Source organism: Peribacillus sp. V2I11, from assembly GCF_030817135.1.
Lineage (GTDB): Bacteria > Bacillota > Bacilli > Bacillales > DSM-1321 > Peribacillus > Peribacillus simplex.
Genome location: NZ_JAUSYW010000001.1, coordinates 1,246,458 through 1,266,082, shown reverse-complemented (window position 1 = coordinate 1,266,082; position 19,625 = coordinate 1,246,458). Strand labels below are relative to the sequence as shown.

At 36.2% G+C, this 19,625-nt stretch carries 15 protein-coding genes; all 15 read left to right on the top strand.

Going from position 1 to position 19,625, the window contains the following annotated elements:
* The first annotated feature begins 31 nt into the window (after positions 1 to 31).
* The 15 genes from QFZ73_RS06145 (at position 32) to QFZ73_RS06070 (ending at position 19,582) form a co-directional block, all read left to right on the top strand.
* Positions 32 to 931 (top strand): carbon-nitrogen hydrolase, encoded by a 900-nt coding sequence (locus QFZ73_RS06145; protein ID WP_307264204.1) that lies wholly within the window; start codon positions 32 to 34, stop codon positions 929 to 931.
* Between the two features lie 569 nt (positions 932 to 1,500).
* The gene (locus QFZ73_RS06140) at positions 1,501 to 1,641 is read left to right on the top strand and encodes a hypothetical protein (RefSeq protein WP_153246179.1); all 141 of its coding nucleotides are present in this window, start codon (positions 1,501 to 1,503) and stop codon (positions 1,639 to 1,641) included.
* A gap of 1,101 nt (positions 1,642 to 2,742) precedes the next feature.
* Positions 2,743 to 4,047, top strand: a complete 1,305-nt coding sequence (locus QFZ73_RS06130) for an MFS transporter (RefSeq protein ID WP_251435478.1) — start codon at positions 2,743 to 2,745, stop codon at positions 4,045 to 4,047.
* Between the two features lie 327 nt (positions 4,048 to 4,374).
* Complete coding sequence (locus QFZ73_RS06125; protein ID WP_251435481.1) at positions 4,375 to 5,292, top strand: class II fructose-bisphosphate aldolase; 918 nt, start codon at positions 4,375 to 4,377, stop codon at positions 5,290 to 5,292.
* 147 nt (positions 5,293 to 5,439) lie between these two features.
* Positions 5,440 to 5,970 carry a thiol peroxidase gene (gene tpx / locus QFZ73_RS06120; RefSeq protein ID WP_307264196.1) on the top strand — a complete coding sequence of 177 codons (531 nt, stop codon included), beginning with the start codon at positions 5,440 to 5,442 and terminating at the stop codon, positions 5,968 to 5,970.
* 600 nt (positions 5,971 to 6,570) lie between these two features.
* Positions 6,571 to 7,236 (top strand): GntR family transcriptional regulator, encoded by a 666-nt coding sequence (locus QFZ73_RS06115; protein ID WP_307264192.1) that lies wholly within the window; start codon positions 6,571 to 6,573, stop codon positions 7,234 to 7,236.
* Between the two features lie 368 nt (positions 7,237 to 7,604).
* Positions 7,605 to 9,002, top strand: a complete 1,398-nt coding sequence (locus tag QFZ73_RS06110; protein WP_251435490.1) for an NCS1 family transporter — start codon at positions 7,605 to 7,607, stop codon at positions 9,000 to 9,002.
* Between the two features lie 132 nt (positions 9,003 to 9,134).
* The gene (gene allB, locus QFZ73_RS06105) at positions 9,135 to 10,517 is read left to right on the top strand and encodes an allantoinase AllB (protein ID WP_307264188.1); all 1,383 of its coding nucleotides are present in this window, start codon (positions 9,135 to 9,137) and stop codon (positions 10,515 to 10,517) included.
* A gap of 166 nt (positions 10,518 to 10,683) precedes the next feature.
* The gene (locus QFZ73_RS06100; RefSeq protein ID WP_251435496.1) at positions 10,684 to 11,439 is read left to right on the top strand and encodes an IclR family transcriptional regulator; all 756 of its coding nucleotides are present in this window, start codon (positions 10,684 to 10,686) and stop codon (positions 11,437 to 11,439) included.
* Between the two features lie 312 nt (positions 11,440 to 11,751).
* Positions 11,752 to 13,110 carry an IS1182 family transposase gene (locus QFZ73_RS06095; RefSeq protein ID WP_307264182.1) on the top strand — a complete coding sequence of 453 codons (1,359 nt, stop codon included), beginning with the start codon at positions 11,752 to 11,754 and terminating at the stop codon, positions 13,108 to 13,110.
* A 368-nt stretch (positions 13,111 to 13,478) separates the two neighbouring features.
* On the top strand, positions 13,479 to 14,303 hold the full coding sequence (locus tag QFZ73_RS06090; protein ID WP_251435828.1) for a transketolase: 825 nt from the start codon (positions 13,479 to 13,481) through the stop codon (positions 14,301 to 14,303).
* A gap of 1 nt (position 14,304) precedes the next feature.
* Positions 14,305 to 15,252 (top strand): transketolase family protein, encoded by a 948-nt coding sequence (locus QFZ73_RS06085; RefSeq protein WP_076367512.1) that lies wholly within the window; start codon positions 14,305 to 14,307, stop codon positions 15,250 to 15,252.
* A 33-nt stretch (positions 15,253 to 15,285) separates the two neighbouring features.
* The gene (locus QFZ73_RS06080; RefSeq protein ID WP_307264174.1) at positions 15,286 to 16,740 is read left to right on the top strand and encodes a four-carbon acid sugar kinase family protein; all 1,455 of its coding nucleotides are present in this window, start codon (positions 15,286 to 15,288) and stop codon (positions 16,738 to 16,740) included.
* Positions 16,741 to 18,498 (top strand): thiamine pyrophosphate-binding protein, encoded by a 1,758-nt coding sequence (locus QFZ73_RS06075; protein ID WP_251435824.1) that lies wholly within the window; start codon positions 16,741 to 16,743, stop codon positions 18,496 to 18,498.
* Positions 18,499 to 18,643: 145 nt separating this feature from the next.
* The gene (locus QFZ73_RS06070; protein WP_307264171.1) at positions 18,644 to 19,582 is read left to right on the top strand and encodes a sugar phosphate isomerase/epimerase family protein; all 939 of its coding nucleotides are present in this window, start codon (positions 18,644 to 18,646) and stop codon (positions 19,580 to 19,582) included.
* Positions 19,583 to 19,625: the final 43 nt, after the last annotated feature.

Genomic DNA, 19,625 nt, shown 5'->3' with positions numbered 1-19,625 from the left:
ATAAAAATGATGAAAGGTAGGTAGTGAGAAAATGTCAAAAGTAAAAGTTGGGCTTATTCAAATTCATTGCGGTGAATTCATTGCGGAAAATATTCAAAAAACGGTAGAGAAAATAAAAGAAACAGTAAATAAAGGTGCACAAATCGTTTGCTTACAGGAATTATTTTCTTCGCAATATTTTCCGCAAACGGTTAGCGTGAAAAATTATGATTTAGCAGAAGATGTAGATAGCGGTACATTGGCCGAAATGGGTGAATTAGCAAAGGAATTGGCCATTGTCTTGATTGTCCCTTTTTACGAAAGAGCAGGTGCTGGTATTTATTTTAATAGTGCAGCTGTATTTGATGCTGATGGGGAATGTTTAGGGATTACAAGAAAAAATCATATTCCGGATGGTCCCCAGTATCATGAAAAATATTATTTCGTTCCAGGCAATACCGGATATCCTGTCTATGAAACGGCTTATGGAAAAATAGGAGTTGGGATTTGTTGGGACGAGTGGTATCCAGAAGTTGCCCGAATTTTGAGCTTACAAGGTGCAGAAATATTATTCTATCCTTCTGCTATTGGTTCAGAGCCAGATCATCCCGAGATATCAACAAGATTATCCTGGGAAAAGGCAATTTCCGCTCATGGCATTTCTAATGGTGTATTTGTTGCTGCAACAAATCGAGTGGGCCAGGAAAAGGACATGAATTTTTACGGCGGTTCATTCATTAGCGATACATTCGGGAATATTTTAGCTTCACTTGATGATGAAGAAGGAATTATTGTGCAAGAAATTGATTTAAAAGAAATAGAAGAGACTAGAAAAATTCTGCAATTCTTTAGAGACCGTCGTGTCGATACATACGGCCCCATATTACAAAAAGAAATACTTCCAACCCCATCCCCTTCAAAAAAGGGAACAAACAAAGCGCTGTTTAGTTAATCATTAAAGAAATGGAAGGCGGGAGTACCTGCTCAGACTGTAGACAAACCTGATAATGATCGAGTTTGCCGAAATTAATATTCTCCACTCTAGGCACTCGCTTTCCGCGGCGGCCCCGGAGCCTTCTCGGGCGCCCTTTCCGCCTGTAGGGTCTCCCTTGGACTGCTAAATTTTAGGTAAGTTATTGGTGGTAGAACTAAAAACACTGGTGTGCTTGTAGCAGTTACAAATAATTACTGACTGCATTGCTTAGATAATCTATCGTTCAAATGGTAAAAACCAATTTTCCTATATGGAGAGTTGGTTTTTTACGTTATTCAATTGGTCGTTAATGTAACAGGCATTCTATATCTTGCTTTATGGAAATAACGGGTGAATCAGCTTTTGATCGGAGCTGTGGCTAAGGCGGCTTTTTCTTTATAAGACGGTTAGCGAAGAACAATATGGGAAATACTAATAGAATGAAATTCTTACCGAATTTTCAGAAAAATACATTGACGGGAAATTACGGTTGTTATATATTATTAATAAGTTAAATTTGTTGTTATATAACAGAAGGAGGAATCTAGATGATGAACATTTATGATAAAGCTTATGAAAGTTATTTAAAGATTTGTGAAAGATATGAAATCGAGTCGATAAACATCGACCATTTCATCAAAAATTTAACTAAAGATCAGTTGGATGAATACAGTAAATTAGCCGTTTAAACGAAAGGACGTGATTGCACAAGATGGACCTCCCGGTTGATGTAGATGTAGAAGCCAGTTAGAAACCCCACCAGTTGCTATGGAACAGGTGGGGTTTTGTCATGTGTTTTAAGAGCTCATTTTTAATTAATAGGATAACTCGGCAGTTGCACAGATGTGTTTTGGCGATTTATACTCGCGTTAGCCCTCTTTATTGTTGTTTAGCACTTTAAAAGCTCGCCCGAAGAGCAAAGGTAACAATCAAAATGTTCATCGTATTCATGGTCATGTTTGCGAAAGAACCCTTCTTTTGTTCGAGGACGTGTATAGGGTAAAGCCATTATGGTTTCTTTGTTAAATAGGCAGCTTGTAATTGCTGGTGTTTTATAAGCTGCATCTGCTCTTATAAAACCAAAACAATAAAATATCAATCACTATTACATTATTAGTAAAAGAGTGGGTGAAAATATAAAATTCAGAATTTTCTTGAAAGTGATTCATACACATGTTAGAATTCATTTCAGGTAAGAATATTATAAATAAGATGATATTGGAATTATTCCGAAACTCGGTTTCCTAATAAGCAACGAAAAACCAATAATGAAGGATTAAAGGATTTATGTAGGAAATAAAGTCTACGGGGATTTGAAACATTAATCGACGCCTTCTTGCCTATTACCTTAAAACATCATGAATCAGCACAATGATTGTTTTACATATCGACATAACTAATCATTCTTTTTTTACAAGATTTTTTGGTAATAGAAAGAAACGTTGTTGCTTATTGAGGAACTATGAGCGTCGATTAAACATCTTCAGTTTTAATATTCTTCAAATCTATTGATAAGGGGGTGAGAAAGATGATTTGAAAGCGCTTCTTTGAAATCAAACTATAGAAAGTTTGACGGGAAATAATATTAAATAAAATTAGCTTACAACACCAATAAAAGTTATGTCGATGTAAATATGCTAATGATTTATTTTTTTGTATGTAAGAAATGTAAGCGCTTGTATAAAAGTTGTCAGTTGGTAATGTCCCGTGTTTTAGACTGTAACATCGTAACTAGTTTAGAAAAGGCACAACTTTACATGATAGAAAATCATTCAGGAGGTTTTTGTTTAATGAACAAACAACTGCAGATGAAAAAGAAATCTAAATGGAAAGTTCGTTATACTGTCTTATTCGTATTATGGTTATGTTGGCTGTTTTCTTTCCTGGATCGAATGGTTATCACTATTGCATTGCCTTATATTGGTGAAGATCTTAATTTAACGGCAACAGCTCAAGGATTACTGTTAAGTATTTTCTTTGCGGGGTATGCACTGTTCCAAATTCCGGGCGGGATGTTATCAGATAAATTTGGCTTTCGTCGTGTGATGAGCATTGCGATTGTTTGGTGGTCAATTTTCACATCATTGACTGGTTTTATTTTTTCTTATCCACTTATGTTACTTATTCGATTCGTTTTCGGTTTAGGTGAAGCATGTTTACCAGGTGCTGCTTATAAAGGAATAGCTAATTACTTTCCTAGTAAGCAACGAGGAACAGCTACTGGAATTCAGTCAACAGTTAATACGTTAGGACCGGCTATTGCTGCTATTGCTGCTGCAGCAATTATTGGGGCATTTGGATGGCGTACAGTTTTTATCGTAATGGGTATTCCGGGCATTATACTCGGTCTGTATATATGGTTTAGATTCAAAGATAATCCGAAAGATCATCCTAAAATGACGAAAGAAGAGCTTTCAGAATTAGATGAGGACATTCAGTTTGAAAAATCGAATGAAGAAAAGAACTCAGGAGTTTCCTTTAAGGAACTATTTAGAAAACCGATTTTATGGCAAATGGCGTTCATTTGGTTCTTCTTTGATATTACTTTCTGGGGCTTCACTTCTTGGCTTCCATCTTACCTGATAAATGTTAGAGGGCTTTCTTTAATGGATACTGGTATTTTCAGTGCCTTACCGTATTTAGTAGGTACAGTCTCAATTGTTCTTGGTGGGTACTTGTCAGATAAAGTAAAAGGAAAAAGAAAATGGGTGTTTATCCCTAATGCTGTAATTAGTGGGTTAGCATTATTATTAATGCTTCAATCTAGTTCTACTGCAATGGTCATTACGTATCAATGTGTTGCAGCATTCTTCATGTTCTTAGCTCAAGGAGCATTCTGGGGTCTGGTTGTTGACACGCTTCCTGCGAAAATAATGGCTGCAGGTTCATCTACTGTTAACTGTTTCGGATCAATTGCAGGTTTTATCTCCCCGTTACTTATGGGTTATATGATTGAAAGCAGCGGTGGTTCTTACAATTCAACTTTCATATTAATGATTGCAGCAATAATTGTAGCAGCAATTGTTGCCCTTACGATTGGCAATAATACCGAAAAAGAAAATTCATTAAATTCAGAAACAATAGTGGAAGCTTAATTTGAATTGCAAATTTATCAGTAAGTAAATGGTTTAATTTTTCTTTGTTGAGAATAGTAATATTATAAAAATGATGCGAATATTTTTTACATGGTATTAGCATTATATTTACAAAACCCTTGTTGATAAGCGGCTGTCAGATGGCGAATCCTCATACATAGAAAATGCAGACATTTTTTTTCAGATAGTGGGTAAGAAAAAGAGGGGAGGTGTTGTAATTTCGGAAAAGTAATTAAAATTAAAAGGAAACACAATTGCTTATTAGGCAACTGAAAGGGGGTGAATGAACGAAATAAGTTAAATCATCTTTAAGGGGAGTTTGATTGAATGAAAGTAAATTTAAAACCAAACAATGTTAGTTCATTAACAAAGGTACTTGCAGTAGCTACGCAAAATCAATTTGCTGTCGGTTCGTTTACTCCTAGAGCTACAAAGATGGTAGCTCCTATACTTAGAGCGGCCCAAGAAAAGAAATCTGCTGTTATTGTTCAAACTTCTGAGAGGGAGCAGGAACGATATGGAATTAATTTAGCGGAATTTAGCCGAGAGTTTTATCGTGTGATCCAAGAGGAGAACATTACGATCCCTGCTGTGTTACATTTAGATCATACGAAGGATTTCAATGTAATTGCTGAAGCCATCGAAGTTGGTTTTACATCTGTTATGATTGATGCATCAGAGCAACCATTTAAGAAAAATATTGAGATAACAAAAAAGGTTGTTGAGTATGCACATTCAAGAGGCGTAACTGTTGAAGCTGAATTAGGCAAGATAGGGACAACCGACTTTATTGAAACCGACGTTGATGAAGAGCTATTTACAGAGCCTGAAGAAGCAAAACAGTTTGTTGAAGAGACATGTATTGATGCATTAGCGGTTTCTGTCGGAACTTCACATGGGGTTTATCTTGTTAAAGATCCAAAAATTGATATTGAACGTTTAATGGAAATTCGTGCATTAACATCTGTACCTTTAGTGTTACATGGCGGTTCAGGCACTCCTTCAGAGATGATTAAGAATGCAATTCAAATTCCTAATGGTGGAATTTGTAAAGTGAATATTGCAACAGATTTAGAACATATGATGATAAAAACTCTTAATCGAGAAAATCATGTTACAGAAAAAGAGTGGTCGGAACTGCCAACTGAAACTTTAACTTTAGTCCAAAACGCAGTTCAGGACGTAGTAAAAGAAAAAATTGAAAACTTTTTAATAAGTAGCGATAGCGCTTCTTACTATGTTTAAGAAGTAATATGATACTAACTTTGAACTGTACCCCTTATTTTAGACACATAAGATAAACCCTTTAACGACATAATAGATGGCTATACTACTTATCGTTGAAGATGCCTTTTATAGAAGAATTGCTAAGTTAATAGGAGGAAAAATAATATGTCTTTAGAAAGATCAAGTATAGTAACATTTGCTGGTAATCCAGTTACGTTGATTGGGAGTGAAATTCGTGTTGGTGATAAAGCGCCAAATTTTGAAGTATTAGCAAACGATCTTTCAAAAGTTACACTTGAAGATTCAAAAGGGAAAGTCCGCCTTATTTCATGTGTTCCCTCTCTTGATACAGGAGTATGTGACGCACAAACACGGAAATTTAACCAATTAGCTAGCAATCTAGGAAATGATGTAGAAGTGTTAACAATTAGTGTAGATCTTCCATTTGCACAAAAAAGATGGTGTGGAGCAGCAGGAATAGAACAAGCCCAAACCCTTTCAGATCATTTTAAGATGTCATTTGGAACAGCTTATGGCACATATATAAAGGAACATCGGTTAGAATGCCGTGCAGTATTCGTTGTAGATGAAAAAGATGTCGTACAGTATGTTGAATACGTTCCGGAAATTACGGCACACCCAAACTATGAAGCAGCTATAAAAGCAATTAAGTCATTTATAAAAGTTAAAAAGTGATATTAGTAAGCAATATACACTATGTTTAAAGAACGCATATTGTTTTTCATTAATCCTAAGAAGTAAAATGTTTACGGCATTGAAATCTTTTTTTCTCAGTTTATTTTATAATAGAAAGGCTGCCTTACAAAAGGTCAGCCTCTTCTCCTATATGGTTTTAATAATGGGGTGGAGAGGTGCAAAAAGTTGTTATTACCTTAAAGGAATAGGCTTAAAGTTAAAAACTGCATCCTGCTATGATAATAGTATTTAATTTTTGTTAATAAGGGGTTAATAATATTCTGAATTTTATAATTTTTTGTTGAAAAACTAAATTAGTGGTGATAGTATAAAAATGTGAAATAAAGAATATAATGTTATATTTCACTTATTAATTGAAACAGTGTTGCTTATTAGGAGACAAGAAGAGATGACTAGATCTTTTGAATTTTGGCAATGATCTTTGAAAACAGATAGATTGAAGCATTTTAAACAACTTAATTTAAATGATCAGGTTGTAAAAAATTTAGTACAATCATCCAATTCAAATATTTTTTTACCCAGTATTGTATACAATACTGCATTCAATTTTGAATTCTTCTTGAGGGAAGGTATAAAGTGTTGAATAGTTTAGAAATAGATATCTATAAAAAAATCAAGCAAGCTATTATCCAGCAAAAGCTTCGGCCAAATATGCAACTAATAGAAAAGGATCTTGCTGAATCGTTTGGGGTAAGCCGTACCCCTGTTCGAAATGTTCTGCGCAGATTGGAATATGAAAAATTAGTGAAAATTAAAGAGCATAAAGGGACCTTTGTCTCTTGTTCAACAATTGAAGAAGCAAAAGAAGTATTTGAAATGAGGAGTATCTTAGAAGGGGAAGCAGTGCGAAGAGCATGCAGACTCTCTAACGAGGAACAATTACAAGAACTAGAGACTCTAGTTGAAGAAGAACGACATATTTATGGTAGTCTGGATTATTATGAATCCTTAAAAATATCTGGGGATTTTCATTTGAAAATAGCTGAAATCGCAGGGAATTCGTATTTTTATCAATATCTCGAAGACTTAATTTCCCTAACTTATGTGATTATAGCAATCTATGGAAGATTTAAAATGGAAACATGTGGTTCTCACGATCATTTGCAAATTTTTAATGCCATTAAGCAAAGGGATGTTGATCTTGCAGAACGCTTATCTTTCACTCATCTTAGTGAAATTGAGTCGAATCTTCATTTTAATGAGGAATTACAGATCTCGTCTTCCTTATCAGATATATTTCTTTAATTGTAAATTGATATACGATTATTGAAAGCGCTTACTAATGAAGGTTTTTAAGGAGGTGATACAGTCCTTCGAAAGCATTTTCAAATTTAAAGTAGTTGTCATGTTGTTTTTTTTGCGAATTTAAAGAAACACTGTTGCTTAATGTGCGACAACCCCTCGAGTCAAACAAAATAAGATGGTGGAGGATCGATGGGAAATAGTACTTTTAACAAAACAAATTCGCATTTTAATTCCTGTGAATGAAGAACAGAAAAGACCACTTAGAAGGAAGTTTGTATCATATCATAGCCTTGGCAAACATCTAAGACCTAACTTGTTAACCAATGCATTAAAATGCGGCAAACAATAAAAAAGGGGTTGGATGTATCATGTCTACAAATTTAGAAAGTTACGTTCCACAAGAAACGCAGATCCAACATGATACGGGTGTGGATGAATCACTTAATCCGAAAACCGAGGAAGGTAGGACGGTAAGTCCGTTAGACTATATTTTCATGTGGGTTGGTGACGGTGTTAATCTAGGTAATATGACGCTTGGAGCTAGTATGATTGTAGCGGGAATCGCTACGTTAAACATCTTTCAGACATTTGCCGCAGCTATCATGGCAATTGGTATCATTTCAACTGTTTTTGCTTTAAATGACAGGCTCGGATACAGAACGGGAATACCATATGTTGTACAGCTTAGAATGTCCTTTGGGCTGAAAGGTTCCGTAATATCATCACTGATGCGCGGTATTCCCGCCATCGTTTGGTACGGTTTTCAAAGTTGGATTGGCGGTACTGCCTTAAATGAAATTGCGAAGATTATTACGGGCGGCGCCTTTGATAATGTTGCCATTTGCTTTGTAGTGCTACAGTTGGTGCAAATTGGGCTCTCGCTGTATGGATTCCATGCCATTAAATGGGTGGAAACGCTTGCGTCTATTGTTATTGTACTAGCGCTTCTCTATGTATTTGGCGTTCTACTAACGTCCTATAGCGATGTTATTGCAGAAAAATGGGTTCATGCAGAAGGATCATGGGGCTTACCTTTCTTTGCATTGATCATGATGTTTATGGGAAATTATGCGGCTATCTTTTTAAGTGCAGCGGACTATTCAAGAGAGCTAAAATCTGGTATTAGCGACACAAAACGCGGGTTTTTGTACTTTCTACCTATTTTAATAGCGTACGGCTTGACACTTGCAATCGGTGGAATGCTTGCTTCCGCAACCGGCATCAACAATCCTGTGAAAGCGTTTGCGGTCGTGGTGGATAACTCTTATATTACATTCTTTGTATCCGCATTTATTGTTTTGGGTGCTGTTGCAGTAAACATGGTTGCCAATATTATTCCGCCAACCTATGTTATTACATTGCTTACAAAAATGAAATATAAACCTGCAGTTACCATAACCGGACTGCTTGCATTTTGCTCATTCCCTTGGGTTCTTGTGCAGGATTCTTCGGCAAAGGGTCTTGGAATTTTCATTCTTATATATTCCGCATTTTTAGGACCGATTGTTTCTATATTATTAGTCGAATATTATATATTAAGAAAGCAAAAGGTAAATGTTGCAGATTTGTATAAGGAAGACGGTCCATTTGCCGGGTATAATCCAGCAGCGGTGCTTGCACTGCTTATCGGCGCCGGTGCAGCCTTTGTGAAAGTGGAGCTGGCATGGATTATCGGCGTTGTTGTGGCAGGTATTGCATATTTGCTTTTGATGAAATTTGCATTTAAAGATTCAAAATTCAAAAAGGGTACTATTTTTGAAAAGTAAACCTGTATTTCTATGTTTCTGGGGATTATTCTCTCTATCTACTTATATTGGATTGATGCAATCTTAGGATGAAATAAACAAGGCAGTTGAGTAATGGTAATATACTGAAAATTGCAAAAAGGGGTTGGGAGAATGAAGTTTGATTTAGTTATAAAGAACGGAAGTGTAGTAATTGAAAATACAGTAGAACAACTAGATATCGGTATACTTAATGGTAAAATTGCAGAAATTTCAAAAGAAATAGTCGGAGAATCTGCTGAAATTATAGATGCTTCTCATCAATATGTCATGCCTGGGATGATAGATGCCCATGTCCATATTTGCGAGCCAGGCAGAACGGAGTGGGAAGGGTTTGTAACAGGAACTCAAGCACTAGCTGCAGGAGGGACAACATCATTTGTTGATATGCCATTAAACGCTTTGCCGGCAACGACTACAAAGAGGTCACTGCATTTAAAATTAAAATCTGCTGAAAATAGGTCGTATGTTGATTATGCTTTGTATGGTGGGTTAGTTCCTGATAATCTCGAAGATTTAGAGGACCTTTCTAACGAAGGTGTTGTGGCCTTCAAATGTTTCATGGCAACATGTGGTAGTGAGGAAATTGGAGATTTTAAAAATGTTGATGATTTTATTCTATATCGAGGTATGAAAAAACTATCAGAATTGGGGCATATTTTATCTATACATGCTGAGAATGCAGAGCTTACTGATAAACTGGCAATTGAAAAGAAAAAACAAGGGAAGACAACAGCAAGAGATTATGTAGAGTCCCGCCCCATTTTTACTGAGGTTGATGCTGTAAAACGTGCTTTGTTATTAGGTAAAGAGACTGGATGTAAATTACATTTTGTTCATATTAGCAGTGAAGAGGCTGTTGAAGAAATCCTTAAAGCACGTAAACTAGGCCAAGAGGTTACGATAGAATCGTGTCCTCACTATTTCACGTTAGATACGGAAACATTTGAAAGGATAGGACCTGTTGCGAAATGCGCTCCACCGCTTCGTACTAAAACAGAACAAGATAAATTATGGGAAGCTCTTAAGGAGGGGAAAATTGATATCCTGGCCTCAGACCATTCCCCATGTCCTCCAGAAATGAAGCAGAGCAACACCAATAATATGTTTGATGTGTGGGGAGGGATTAGTGGCTGCCAAAATAATGTTGATTTAATGTTTGACGAGGCTGTTAAGAATCGTGGGGTTTCTGTAAGTGATTTTTCTAAGATGATTGCTACAAAACCTGCAGAAATATTTAACTTAAGAAATAAAGGAAGCATTAAAGTTTCCTATGACGCTGATATCATTCTCCTTGATCCAAATAAATCATACACCATTCAGCCAGAAGATTTGTATTACCGCCATCAACAAAGCCCTTATGTTGGAAGAAAGATTAACTGTCGAGTGACGAAAACGTTTGTAAGGGGACAACTAGTATTTGATTTTGAGAAAGGGATTGTAAGTCATCCAATCGGGAAGTTTATTTCGGCAAAAAGCAGTTTCGTACAAGCATAAAGTTCTCTAAAGAAGGTTGACCTAAAAGGGCACTTAAGTTGCTCTTAATGGCGTCATACCTTCTTTTTGTTTTATTTTTTGAATGGTATTATGTCTGTGGATTGCTCTTGTGGTAAAATAAAGAAACAGGATCAGTAATATAGGATTTAATCGGAGGTTAATATAAATGGTTAAGTCAGTAGATAGGGCGTTAACAATTATTTCATTAGTAAGCAAGCGTAAAGAAGGAATTGGGGTTACTGAGCTGGCCTCCAACCTAGATTTAAATAAAAGCTCTATATTCAGATTATTAAGTACTCTTGTAGATCATGGATTCATCGAACAAAATCCTGAAACTAAAAAATATAGATTAGGCTATAAATATTTAGAATTAAGTTCGATGCTACTTGAATCTATTGACTTGAGAACTCAAGCTAAACCTTTTCTGGAAGAGTTAGAATCACATATTAATGAAGTGATCCACTTGACCGTATATGATCAAGGAGAGGTAATCTATATTGAAAAACTTGAGGGAAGTGAAACCCTTAGAACACATTCACAAGTAGGAAGACGTGCCCCAATGCATTGTACGGCAGTTGGGAAGGTAATCTTAGCCCATCTGCCATTAAATGAGATCGTAGATATAATTGACAAGCATGGTTTACCAAAACATACTGAACAAACGATTATAGATAAAGATACTTTTTTTAAAGAATTGGGAAAAATAAGGAACGAAGGTATTGGTAGAGAAGTTGAAGAAAATGAACAAGGAATCACCTGTATTGCAGCGCCAATTTTTGATAATCGGAAGAAAATTACTGCTGCTGTTAGTATATCAGGACCAAGCATCCGAATGACTGAAGAAAGATTAACTGAAATTAAACCAATTATAATGGATATTGGTAAAAAGATTTCCAAAAGGCTTGGTTACACAGATAATTAAATAATGTGAAAAAAGAATTGGTATAAGACCAATTCTTTTCAGACTGTAGACAAACTCGATGAAAATCGAGTTTGTCTATTTTTATGGCTTGTACAATTTGGACGTTGATTTCCACTCCAGGCACTCGCTTTCCGCGGGCGGTCGGGGAGCCTCCTCGGCTTTCGCCTGCGGGGTCTCCCCTAGACGCGCTTTCCCCGCAGGAGTCTCGTACCTTCCGTTCCAATCAACTTTGTCTTACCTTTTAGATAGAACACTTTTGCCTGGAGTCATTTTTGTTTTAAAATAGAAGTATTAAAACTTGAGGTGATGAGGATGCTTTCTAAACATGATTCTATTCAGCGAGATCAACTTGAAATGATTACTTTAGATCAACTGGTGCCACCGAACCATTTGGTTCGTAAAATGGAGGCTGCCATTGACTTCACTTTCATTTATGACTTGGTGAAAGATATGTATTCAGAGGTAGGACGCCCAAGTATTGATCCAGTTATTTTAGTTAAACTGACTTTCATTCAATATACCTTCGGTATTCGTTCCATGCGTAAAACGATTGAAGAAGTTGAAACCAATATGGCTTACCGTTGGTTCTTAGGCTATGGTTTCCATGATAAAGTACCTCATTTCTCTACGTTCGGGAAAAATTATGAGCGACGCTTTAAAGATACAGACCTGTTTGAACAGATTTTCTATCGCATTTTAATGACAGCTGCTAATAAAAAGTTAATAAGTGCTGAACACGTTTTCGTGGATTCCACACATGTGAAAGCCAGTGCGAATAAACGGAAATTTGAAAAGAAAATCGTTCGTAAAGAAACACGAGCGTATCAAGGACGTCTTCAAGAAGAAATCAATCAAGATCGTGAAAACCATGGAAAAAAGCCTTTTCCACCAGATAAATTTGATAAAGAAGAGACCAAAGAGATTAAAGAAAGTACAACGGATTCTGAGAGTGGCTACTATGTGAAAGATGAACGAACAAAACAGTTTGCCTATTCATTCCACGCGGCCGCAGACCGCAACGGTTTTGTATTGGGAACGATTGTAACACCTGGAAATACACATGACAGTCAGATCTTAGAGACACTAGTTGAACAAGTGATTGAGAAAGTTGGAAAACCGGAAGCCGTTGCCGCAGATGCAGCTTATAAAACACCAGCGATTACAAGCTACCTATTTAACAAAGAAATCATACCGGCTTTACCTTATACACGTCCTCGCACCAAAGAAGGATTTTTCCGCAAACAGGACTATGTATACGATGAACATTTTGATTGTTACCTTTGCCCTTCGGGCGAAACTTTAAAGTACTCAACAACAAATAAAGAGGGCTATCGCGAGTACAAATCGCCAAAACAAATTTGTACAACATGCTCATTTTTATCTCGGTGTACAGAAAGCAAAGACTGTCAAAAAGTGGTGACACGGCATATCTGGCAAACACATGTGGAAGAAGCAGATCATCTGCGTCATCATCAAGATGTAAAACCTATATATGCAAAACGTAAAGAAACGATTGAGCGTGTATTCGCAGATGCAAAAGAAAAGCATGGTATGCGTTGGACTACTTTAAGGGGACTTAAAAAATTGTCGATGCAGGCGATGCTAACTTTCGCTGCCATTAATTTAAAGAAGATGGCCAATTGGACATGGCGAGGTCCAAAAATGGCCTAACATAGTGGGCTCGTAGAGCCCCAATCTCTTAACTTTAGGCGAAAATTCAAAGGGAATTTCAAAAGGGGTTCAGAATTTTTTAATTCCGAACCCCTTTTGTCTACAAACTGAAAAGAATTGGTATAAGACCAATTCTTTTTTTGTAGAAATTTATTAATTCAAGTTTATCTTCGAATAGGCACTTTGATCTTTTGTCCTTAGAAAAATTTTTATAAAAAATTTAATGGTAAAATACTTGAAATATTCAAAAAACGGTGATAATATCAGAATAAGAAACATGGTTAGTTAATAAGCAACAGAATACTTATTTTTTTTAATTATTTAATGAAACTACGTTGCTTATTACGAGACTAAAAGGAGGAGTAATAGTGGATTTTTCTAAAGAGAAAGGCAAATTTTATAATAATCTAACGAAAACAATTCGCCGGCACATAGTTAAAATGACGAACCATGCTGGAAGTGGTCATCCCGGTGGTTCTTTATCAGCAACTGAACTAATGTCCGTCCTATTTTTTGAACACATGAATGTTGATCCTAACAACCCAGATTGGCAAGACCGAGATTGTTTCTTCCTATCTAAGGGTCATTGTACACCTGTATTTTATTCAGTATTAGCTGAAAAAGGTTTCTTCCCGGTTGAAGAGTTAATGACATTCAGGGATGTTGACGGCAGGTTACATGGACATCCATGTGGAGAGCATATTCCAGGTGTAGACATATCTTCAGGTTCACTTGGTCAAGGATTATCAGTAGCTAATGGTGTTGGATTAATTGCAAAACTGGATGGTAGCAATAGAAGATCATATTGCATGATTGGTGATGGAGAATTACAAGAAGGCCAAGTATGGGAAGCAGCAATGACAACTGCACATTACAATCTTGATAACGTTTGTGCGATTATTGACTGGAACAAAATTCAACTTGATGATTTTGTTGAAAATGTAAAAGGTGTAAAAAATCTTGGTGATAAATTTAGAGCTTTCGGTTGGCACGTTGTTGAAATTGATGGTCATGATATTAATGCAGTTAATGAAGCGTATAAAGAAGCTAAACGCACTAAAGGCAGACCTACTGCAATTCTAGCTCATACGGTTAAAGGCAAGGGAGTTTCATTTATGGAAGATACACATGATTGGCATGGAATGGCTCCGAATGATGAGCAATTAGAAATCGCTTTAAAGGAGTTGGTTTAAGATGGCAAATCAGGAAGCACCACGTAAAGGTTTTGCTGATGCACTAATTAGACTTGGAGAAAAGCATGACAATTTAGTGGTACTTGACGCGGACTGCGCAAAATCAAATATGACAAATTTATATAAAAATAGATTTCCAGAACGCTTTTTTAACATCGGTATTTCTGAATGTGATTTAGTAGGTACTGCAGCTGGTATGGCAGTAGCAGGTAAAGTACCATTTGCGAATGCTTATGCAAACTTCCTTACTGGGCGCGCATTTGATCAAATGAGAATTTCTGTATGTTATTCAAATAACAATGTGAAAATTGTCGGTCATAACGCTGGTACATCAGCTGCTCAAGAAGGTGCAACACATTTACCGCTTGAAGATATTTCATTAATGCGCTCACTTCCACGTATGACTGTAATTGTTCCAGCTGATGCGGTTGAAATGGAAAAAGCAGTAGAAGCTGCTTATTACCATGACGGACCAATTTACCTGCGTGTTGGCAAATTACCAGTACCGATCGTTACAAAAAAAGAAGAACCATTCAAAATAGGTAAAGCAATTAAATACCGTGAAGGATCTGATATTACAATCATCAGTACTGGGATAATGCTTGATGAATCACTAAAAGCAGTAGGTGAATTGGAAAAGCAAGGTGTAAGCGCTGAACTTTTACACATTCATACAATTAAACCTATTGATAAAGAAGCCATTATTGCATCTGCTGCGAAAACAAAACATGTTATCACAGTTGAAGAGCATTCAATTATAGGTGGATTAGGTAGTGCTGTTGCTGAAGTTTTATCAGAAAGCCAACCAGCTAAATTAAGAAGAATAGGTACAAATGATCGTTTTGGAGTTTCTGGAAAAATGGATGAATTACTTGATTTCTTTGAATTAAGAGCACACCGTATTGTTTCTACTGCAAATGAATTATTAGGGCATAGAGTAACTAGCTAATCACATTTTTTGATAATGAAAGGGGGAGGGTTTTTGTCAAACGCAACCCAATATCTAAGTTTAAAGGATACTTTAGCCCTCTTCTCTAAATCGGATGATAGCCTTCGTGCAAAAATCAAAGCTCATTTAAAACAAACAAAACATAAGTTTATCGTTTTAGATGATGATCCAACTGGTGTCCAAACGGTACATGATATTTTTGTCATCACGGACTGGGGAAAAGACTGGATTAAAAAAGGATTATCTGATGAGAGAAGTGTACTTTATATTTTAACAAACACAAGAAGTTATAATGCAGAAAAAACGGAAAACATCAATAGAGAGATTGTCCAAAACATTGTTGACGTTACTAAGGAAATGGGCATTAATTATTCAATTATCAGTAGAAGTGACTCAACATTAAGAGGGCATTATCCACTTGAAATTGATGTGCTCCAAGATGAATTAGTAAAAACTGCTGATGTACAAATTTCAGGTCATTTAATCATACCGGCTTTTTTTGAAGCACATCGTTACACCATAGATAATATTCATTATTTAGGTATGGATGGTCAGCTTGTCCCAGTAAATGAAACAGAATTCGCGAATGATTCCGTTTTCGGTTTCAATACTGCTAATTTGCCGAAATGGATTGAAGAGAAGACAAATGGAAGTGTAGCTTCAGACTCAGCTTTGATCATTTCACTTGAAGATATTCATAATGGTGGCATTGATAAAGTTTATGAGATTTTACTATCTGCTAACAATAATACTCCTATTATAGTAAATGCTAAATCTTACTATGATTTAGACATCGTATCATTAGCTGTCCTTAAAGCAATTGATTCTGGCAAGCAATTCTTGTTTAGAACTGCAGCATCAATTGTAAAATCGATTGCGGGAATTCAGGATCGTCCATATTTATCAACTAATGAGATTGTTTCAAATGATGAAAACCAAAACAATGGTGGATTTATTATAGTAGGATCTCACACGAATAAAACTACGGAACAAATTAAGGAACTAATGAATAAATACCCGATAGAACAAATCGAAATTAATGTTGTGAAAGTTCTAAATAAAGAAACAAGAACTGAAGAGCTAACACGAGTATGTCAATTAGTGGATCATAATATTTCTTCTAATCGCGATACGCTTGTTTATACAAGTAGGGATTTAATTAGTGCGAAAGATAAGGAAGAAAACTTAAAAATTAGTCAAACTGTTTCAAGTTCTTTAGTTAAAGTTATTCGGTCATTAAAAGTAAAGCCGAAATTTATCATTGCAAAAGGTGGTATAACTTCGAGTGATGTGGCAACTGACGGCTTAGAAATAAAATATGCAAAAATTTTAGGGCAAGCGATCGCCGGTGTTCCAGTATGGTTACCCGGAAGTGAAGCTAAGTTCAAAGATACACCTTATATCGTATTTCCAGGCAACGTTGGGGATAAAGATTCGATTGCTCAAATCTTTGAAAATATAAAAAAGGATCAAAAGGGAGAGATATAAATGGCTAAACAAAAAATGACAGCTGCTGAGTTAATTGCCTTGTATTTAGAAAAAAGAGGAGTGAAACACGTTTATGGTATACCGGGAGCTGCAATTTTACCATTCTATGATGCAATAAAAGAATTAACTAAAATTGAATCATATATTGTTCGTCACGAACAAACTGGTGCTTTCATGGCTGACGGTTATTCAAGAGCAACTGGTGAAGTAGGTGTATGTGCTGCCACATCAGGTCCTGGTGGAACTAACTTCTTAACTGGTCTTTATGGTGCATGGATGGATTCCATACCAATGATAGCAATTACTGGTCAACAAAAAAATAGTCTAATTGGAACAATGCAATTCCAAGAAGCGCCTATCGTTGAAATGGCAAAACCTGTAACGAAAGCTGCTTACCGTTTAACTGACGGCTCGAAAATTGCTGAATTTATTCATGAAGCATGGATAACAGCAACTACTGGTAGAAAAGGTCCAGTCCTTCTTGATTTACCAATTGATCAACAAAAAGTAGAAATAGAAGTAGACCTAGATGAGCTTATCGCTTCTACTCCAATCGATAACTTACCACAAGCTTCTGACGCTGATATAGAGAAAGCATTAGAATTATTAAAAGACGCTAAAAGACCAGTCTTACTTTCTGGTGGAGGGGTTAACATTGCAAACGCTACTACTGAATTAAAAGCGTTAGCTGAAGAACTGCAAATCCCTGTAGTAACCTCTGGCATGGGGATGGATACATTCCCTAACGATCACCCTTTATTCGCTGGACGTATGGGAACGATGCTTGATACTCCATTCGGTAACAAAACAATTGTTGAAGCTGACTTAGTAATCAACCTTGCCGGACGTTTCGCTGATCGTTCAACTGGTAATGTTTCGGTATTCACACAAAACGGTAAGAAAATTATCCACGTAAACCTTGATAATAAAGAAATTGGTAAAGTTGTACCAACTAATTTAGGTATCGTTTCTGATGTTAAAGCATTCATGATTAAACTTACAGAAGCACATAAAGCACTTGGCGCTCATGTCGCTGCAACTGCCGAAGTAGGTACTAAAGTTGACTTAACTGAAGAGCGTAAGAAATGGGCACGTAAAACTGATTACACAACACTTCCAATCAGACAAGAACGTGCATTGCGAGAACTTCGTGAATTCTTAGATCGCGATGCATTCGTATCACATGACTGCGGTATCAGCCAAATCTGGTCTAGTCAATTATTTGAAACGTATGAACCAAGAACATACTTATTAACTGGTGGTGCGGGTACAATGGGCTGGGGGCTTGGTGCAGCAATGGCAGCGAAACTTGCATACCCTGAAAGACAAAGTGTAAACATCCTTGGTGATGGAAGCTTAGGTATGTCATTACAAGATATTGCCACAGCTGCAAAACATGATATTCCGGTAATTATTTTCTGTATGAATAACTCATTAATGGGATTAATTCGTCAACAACAAAACTGGTTCTATAATGAACGCCAAATTTCTACGGACTTAATTTACAAAAATGAATTATGTGATAATGAAGAGCGAGGAATCGACTTTGTTAAAACTGCTGAAGGTATGGGTGTTCGTGGTGAGCTTGTTACACATTATGATGATATCAAACCAGCTCTACAACGTGCAGTTGACTCAGGTAAACCATATTTAATCGAAGTTATAGTTGATCCAGATCCTAAGAACGCATGCGAATTCTCTAACAACGGTGCACTAAATGGATTCAAATACTCTGAAAAAATTGATTATTCTAAATAACAATACTTTTGATGGAAGTGATTTTTTTGAGGCAATGGGATATTAACCTATTGCTTCAAAAAACATATTAGTAATAAAAAGTAGTATTGACTGTACTTAAATAATGGGTTTATTAAAGGAGGGAAGCCGAAAAATCGGCGACACAATGTCAGCAAATCTTCATAATTCTATGAAAGTCGGAATTGTTCACTTTATGGCTTATCCGGAAACAATGGGTGGAGATGGTCCAACTGTTGAAACAATTAAGAAAATTGTACAAGATGATTTTTTCTCTGGAATTGAAATTACATCTATTAACAATCCTGAAGAACGTAAAGAGGCTACTCAAATTTTACAATCTGGTGGAATGACTGTAGGATTTGGTGCACAACCGATTCTATTAAGAAACAAAGGAAACCTTAATTCTTTTGATGAAGCTGAGCGTAGAAGGGCTATCGATTTAGTAAAAGGCGGAATTGACCAAGCTTACGAAGTAAATGCTGCTAAACTTGGTTTCTTAAGTGGGGCTAAACCAGATACTCAACAAGATGTTGCATTACAACTACTAACGAATTCTATCAAAGAATTATGCGATTATGCAAAATCTAAAGGTGATTTAGTACTCTCGCTTGAAACATTTGATGATGAGACTGATAAGAAATGTCTTATCGGTTCGAATAAACTTGCTGTTGAAGTTGCAAAAGAAGTTCGTAAAGTAGATCCTACTTTCGGTTTAATGCTTGATTTAAGTCATTTACCAATGCAACGTGAAACGTCTCATGATGCATTAACGGTTGCTCGTGATTATATTAACCATGCCCATATCGGAAATTGCTATATAAAAGATACTTCTGATCCTGCTTACGGCGATCAGCATCCGCGTTTCGGATATCCAGGAAGTGAAGTTGATGTTTCTGAATTAGCGGAGTATTTACGATCTCTATTAGAAATTGGTTACATCGGTGAAGGTATAAAGAATATAGTCGCTTTTGAAGTAAAACCTGTAGGTACAGAATCATCAGATATTGTAATTGCACAGTCAAAACGTACTCTCATTGATGCATGGTCATTATTACATTCAAAAAAAGGGCGTTTAGTTAGTTAGCTTATATATATATTTACGATATGTATTAAACGGTGACAAGCAC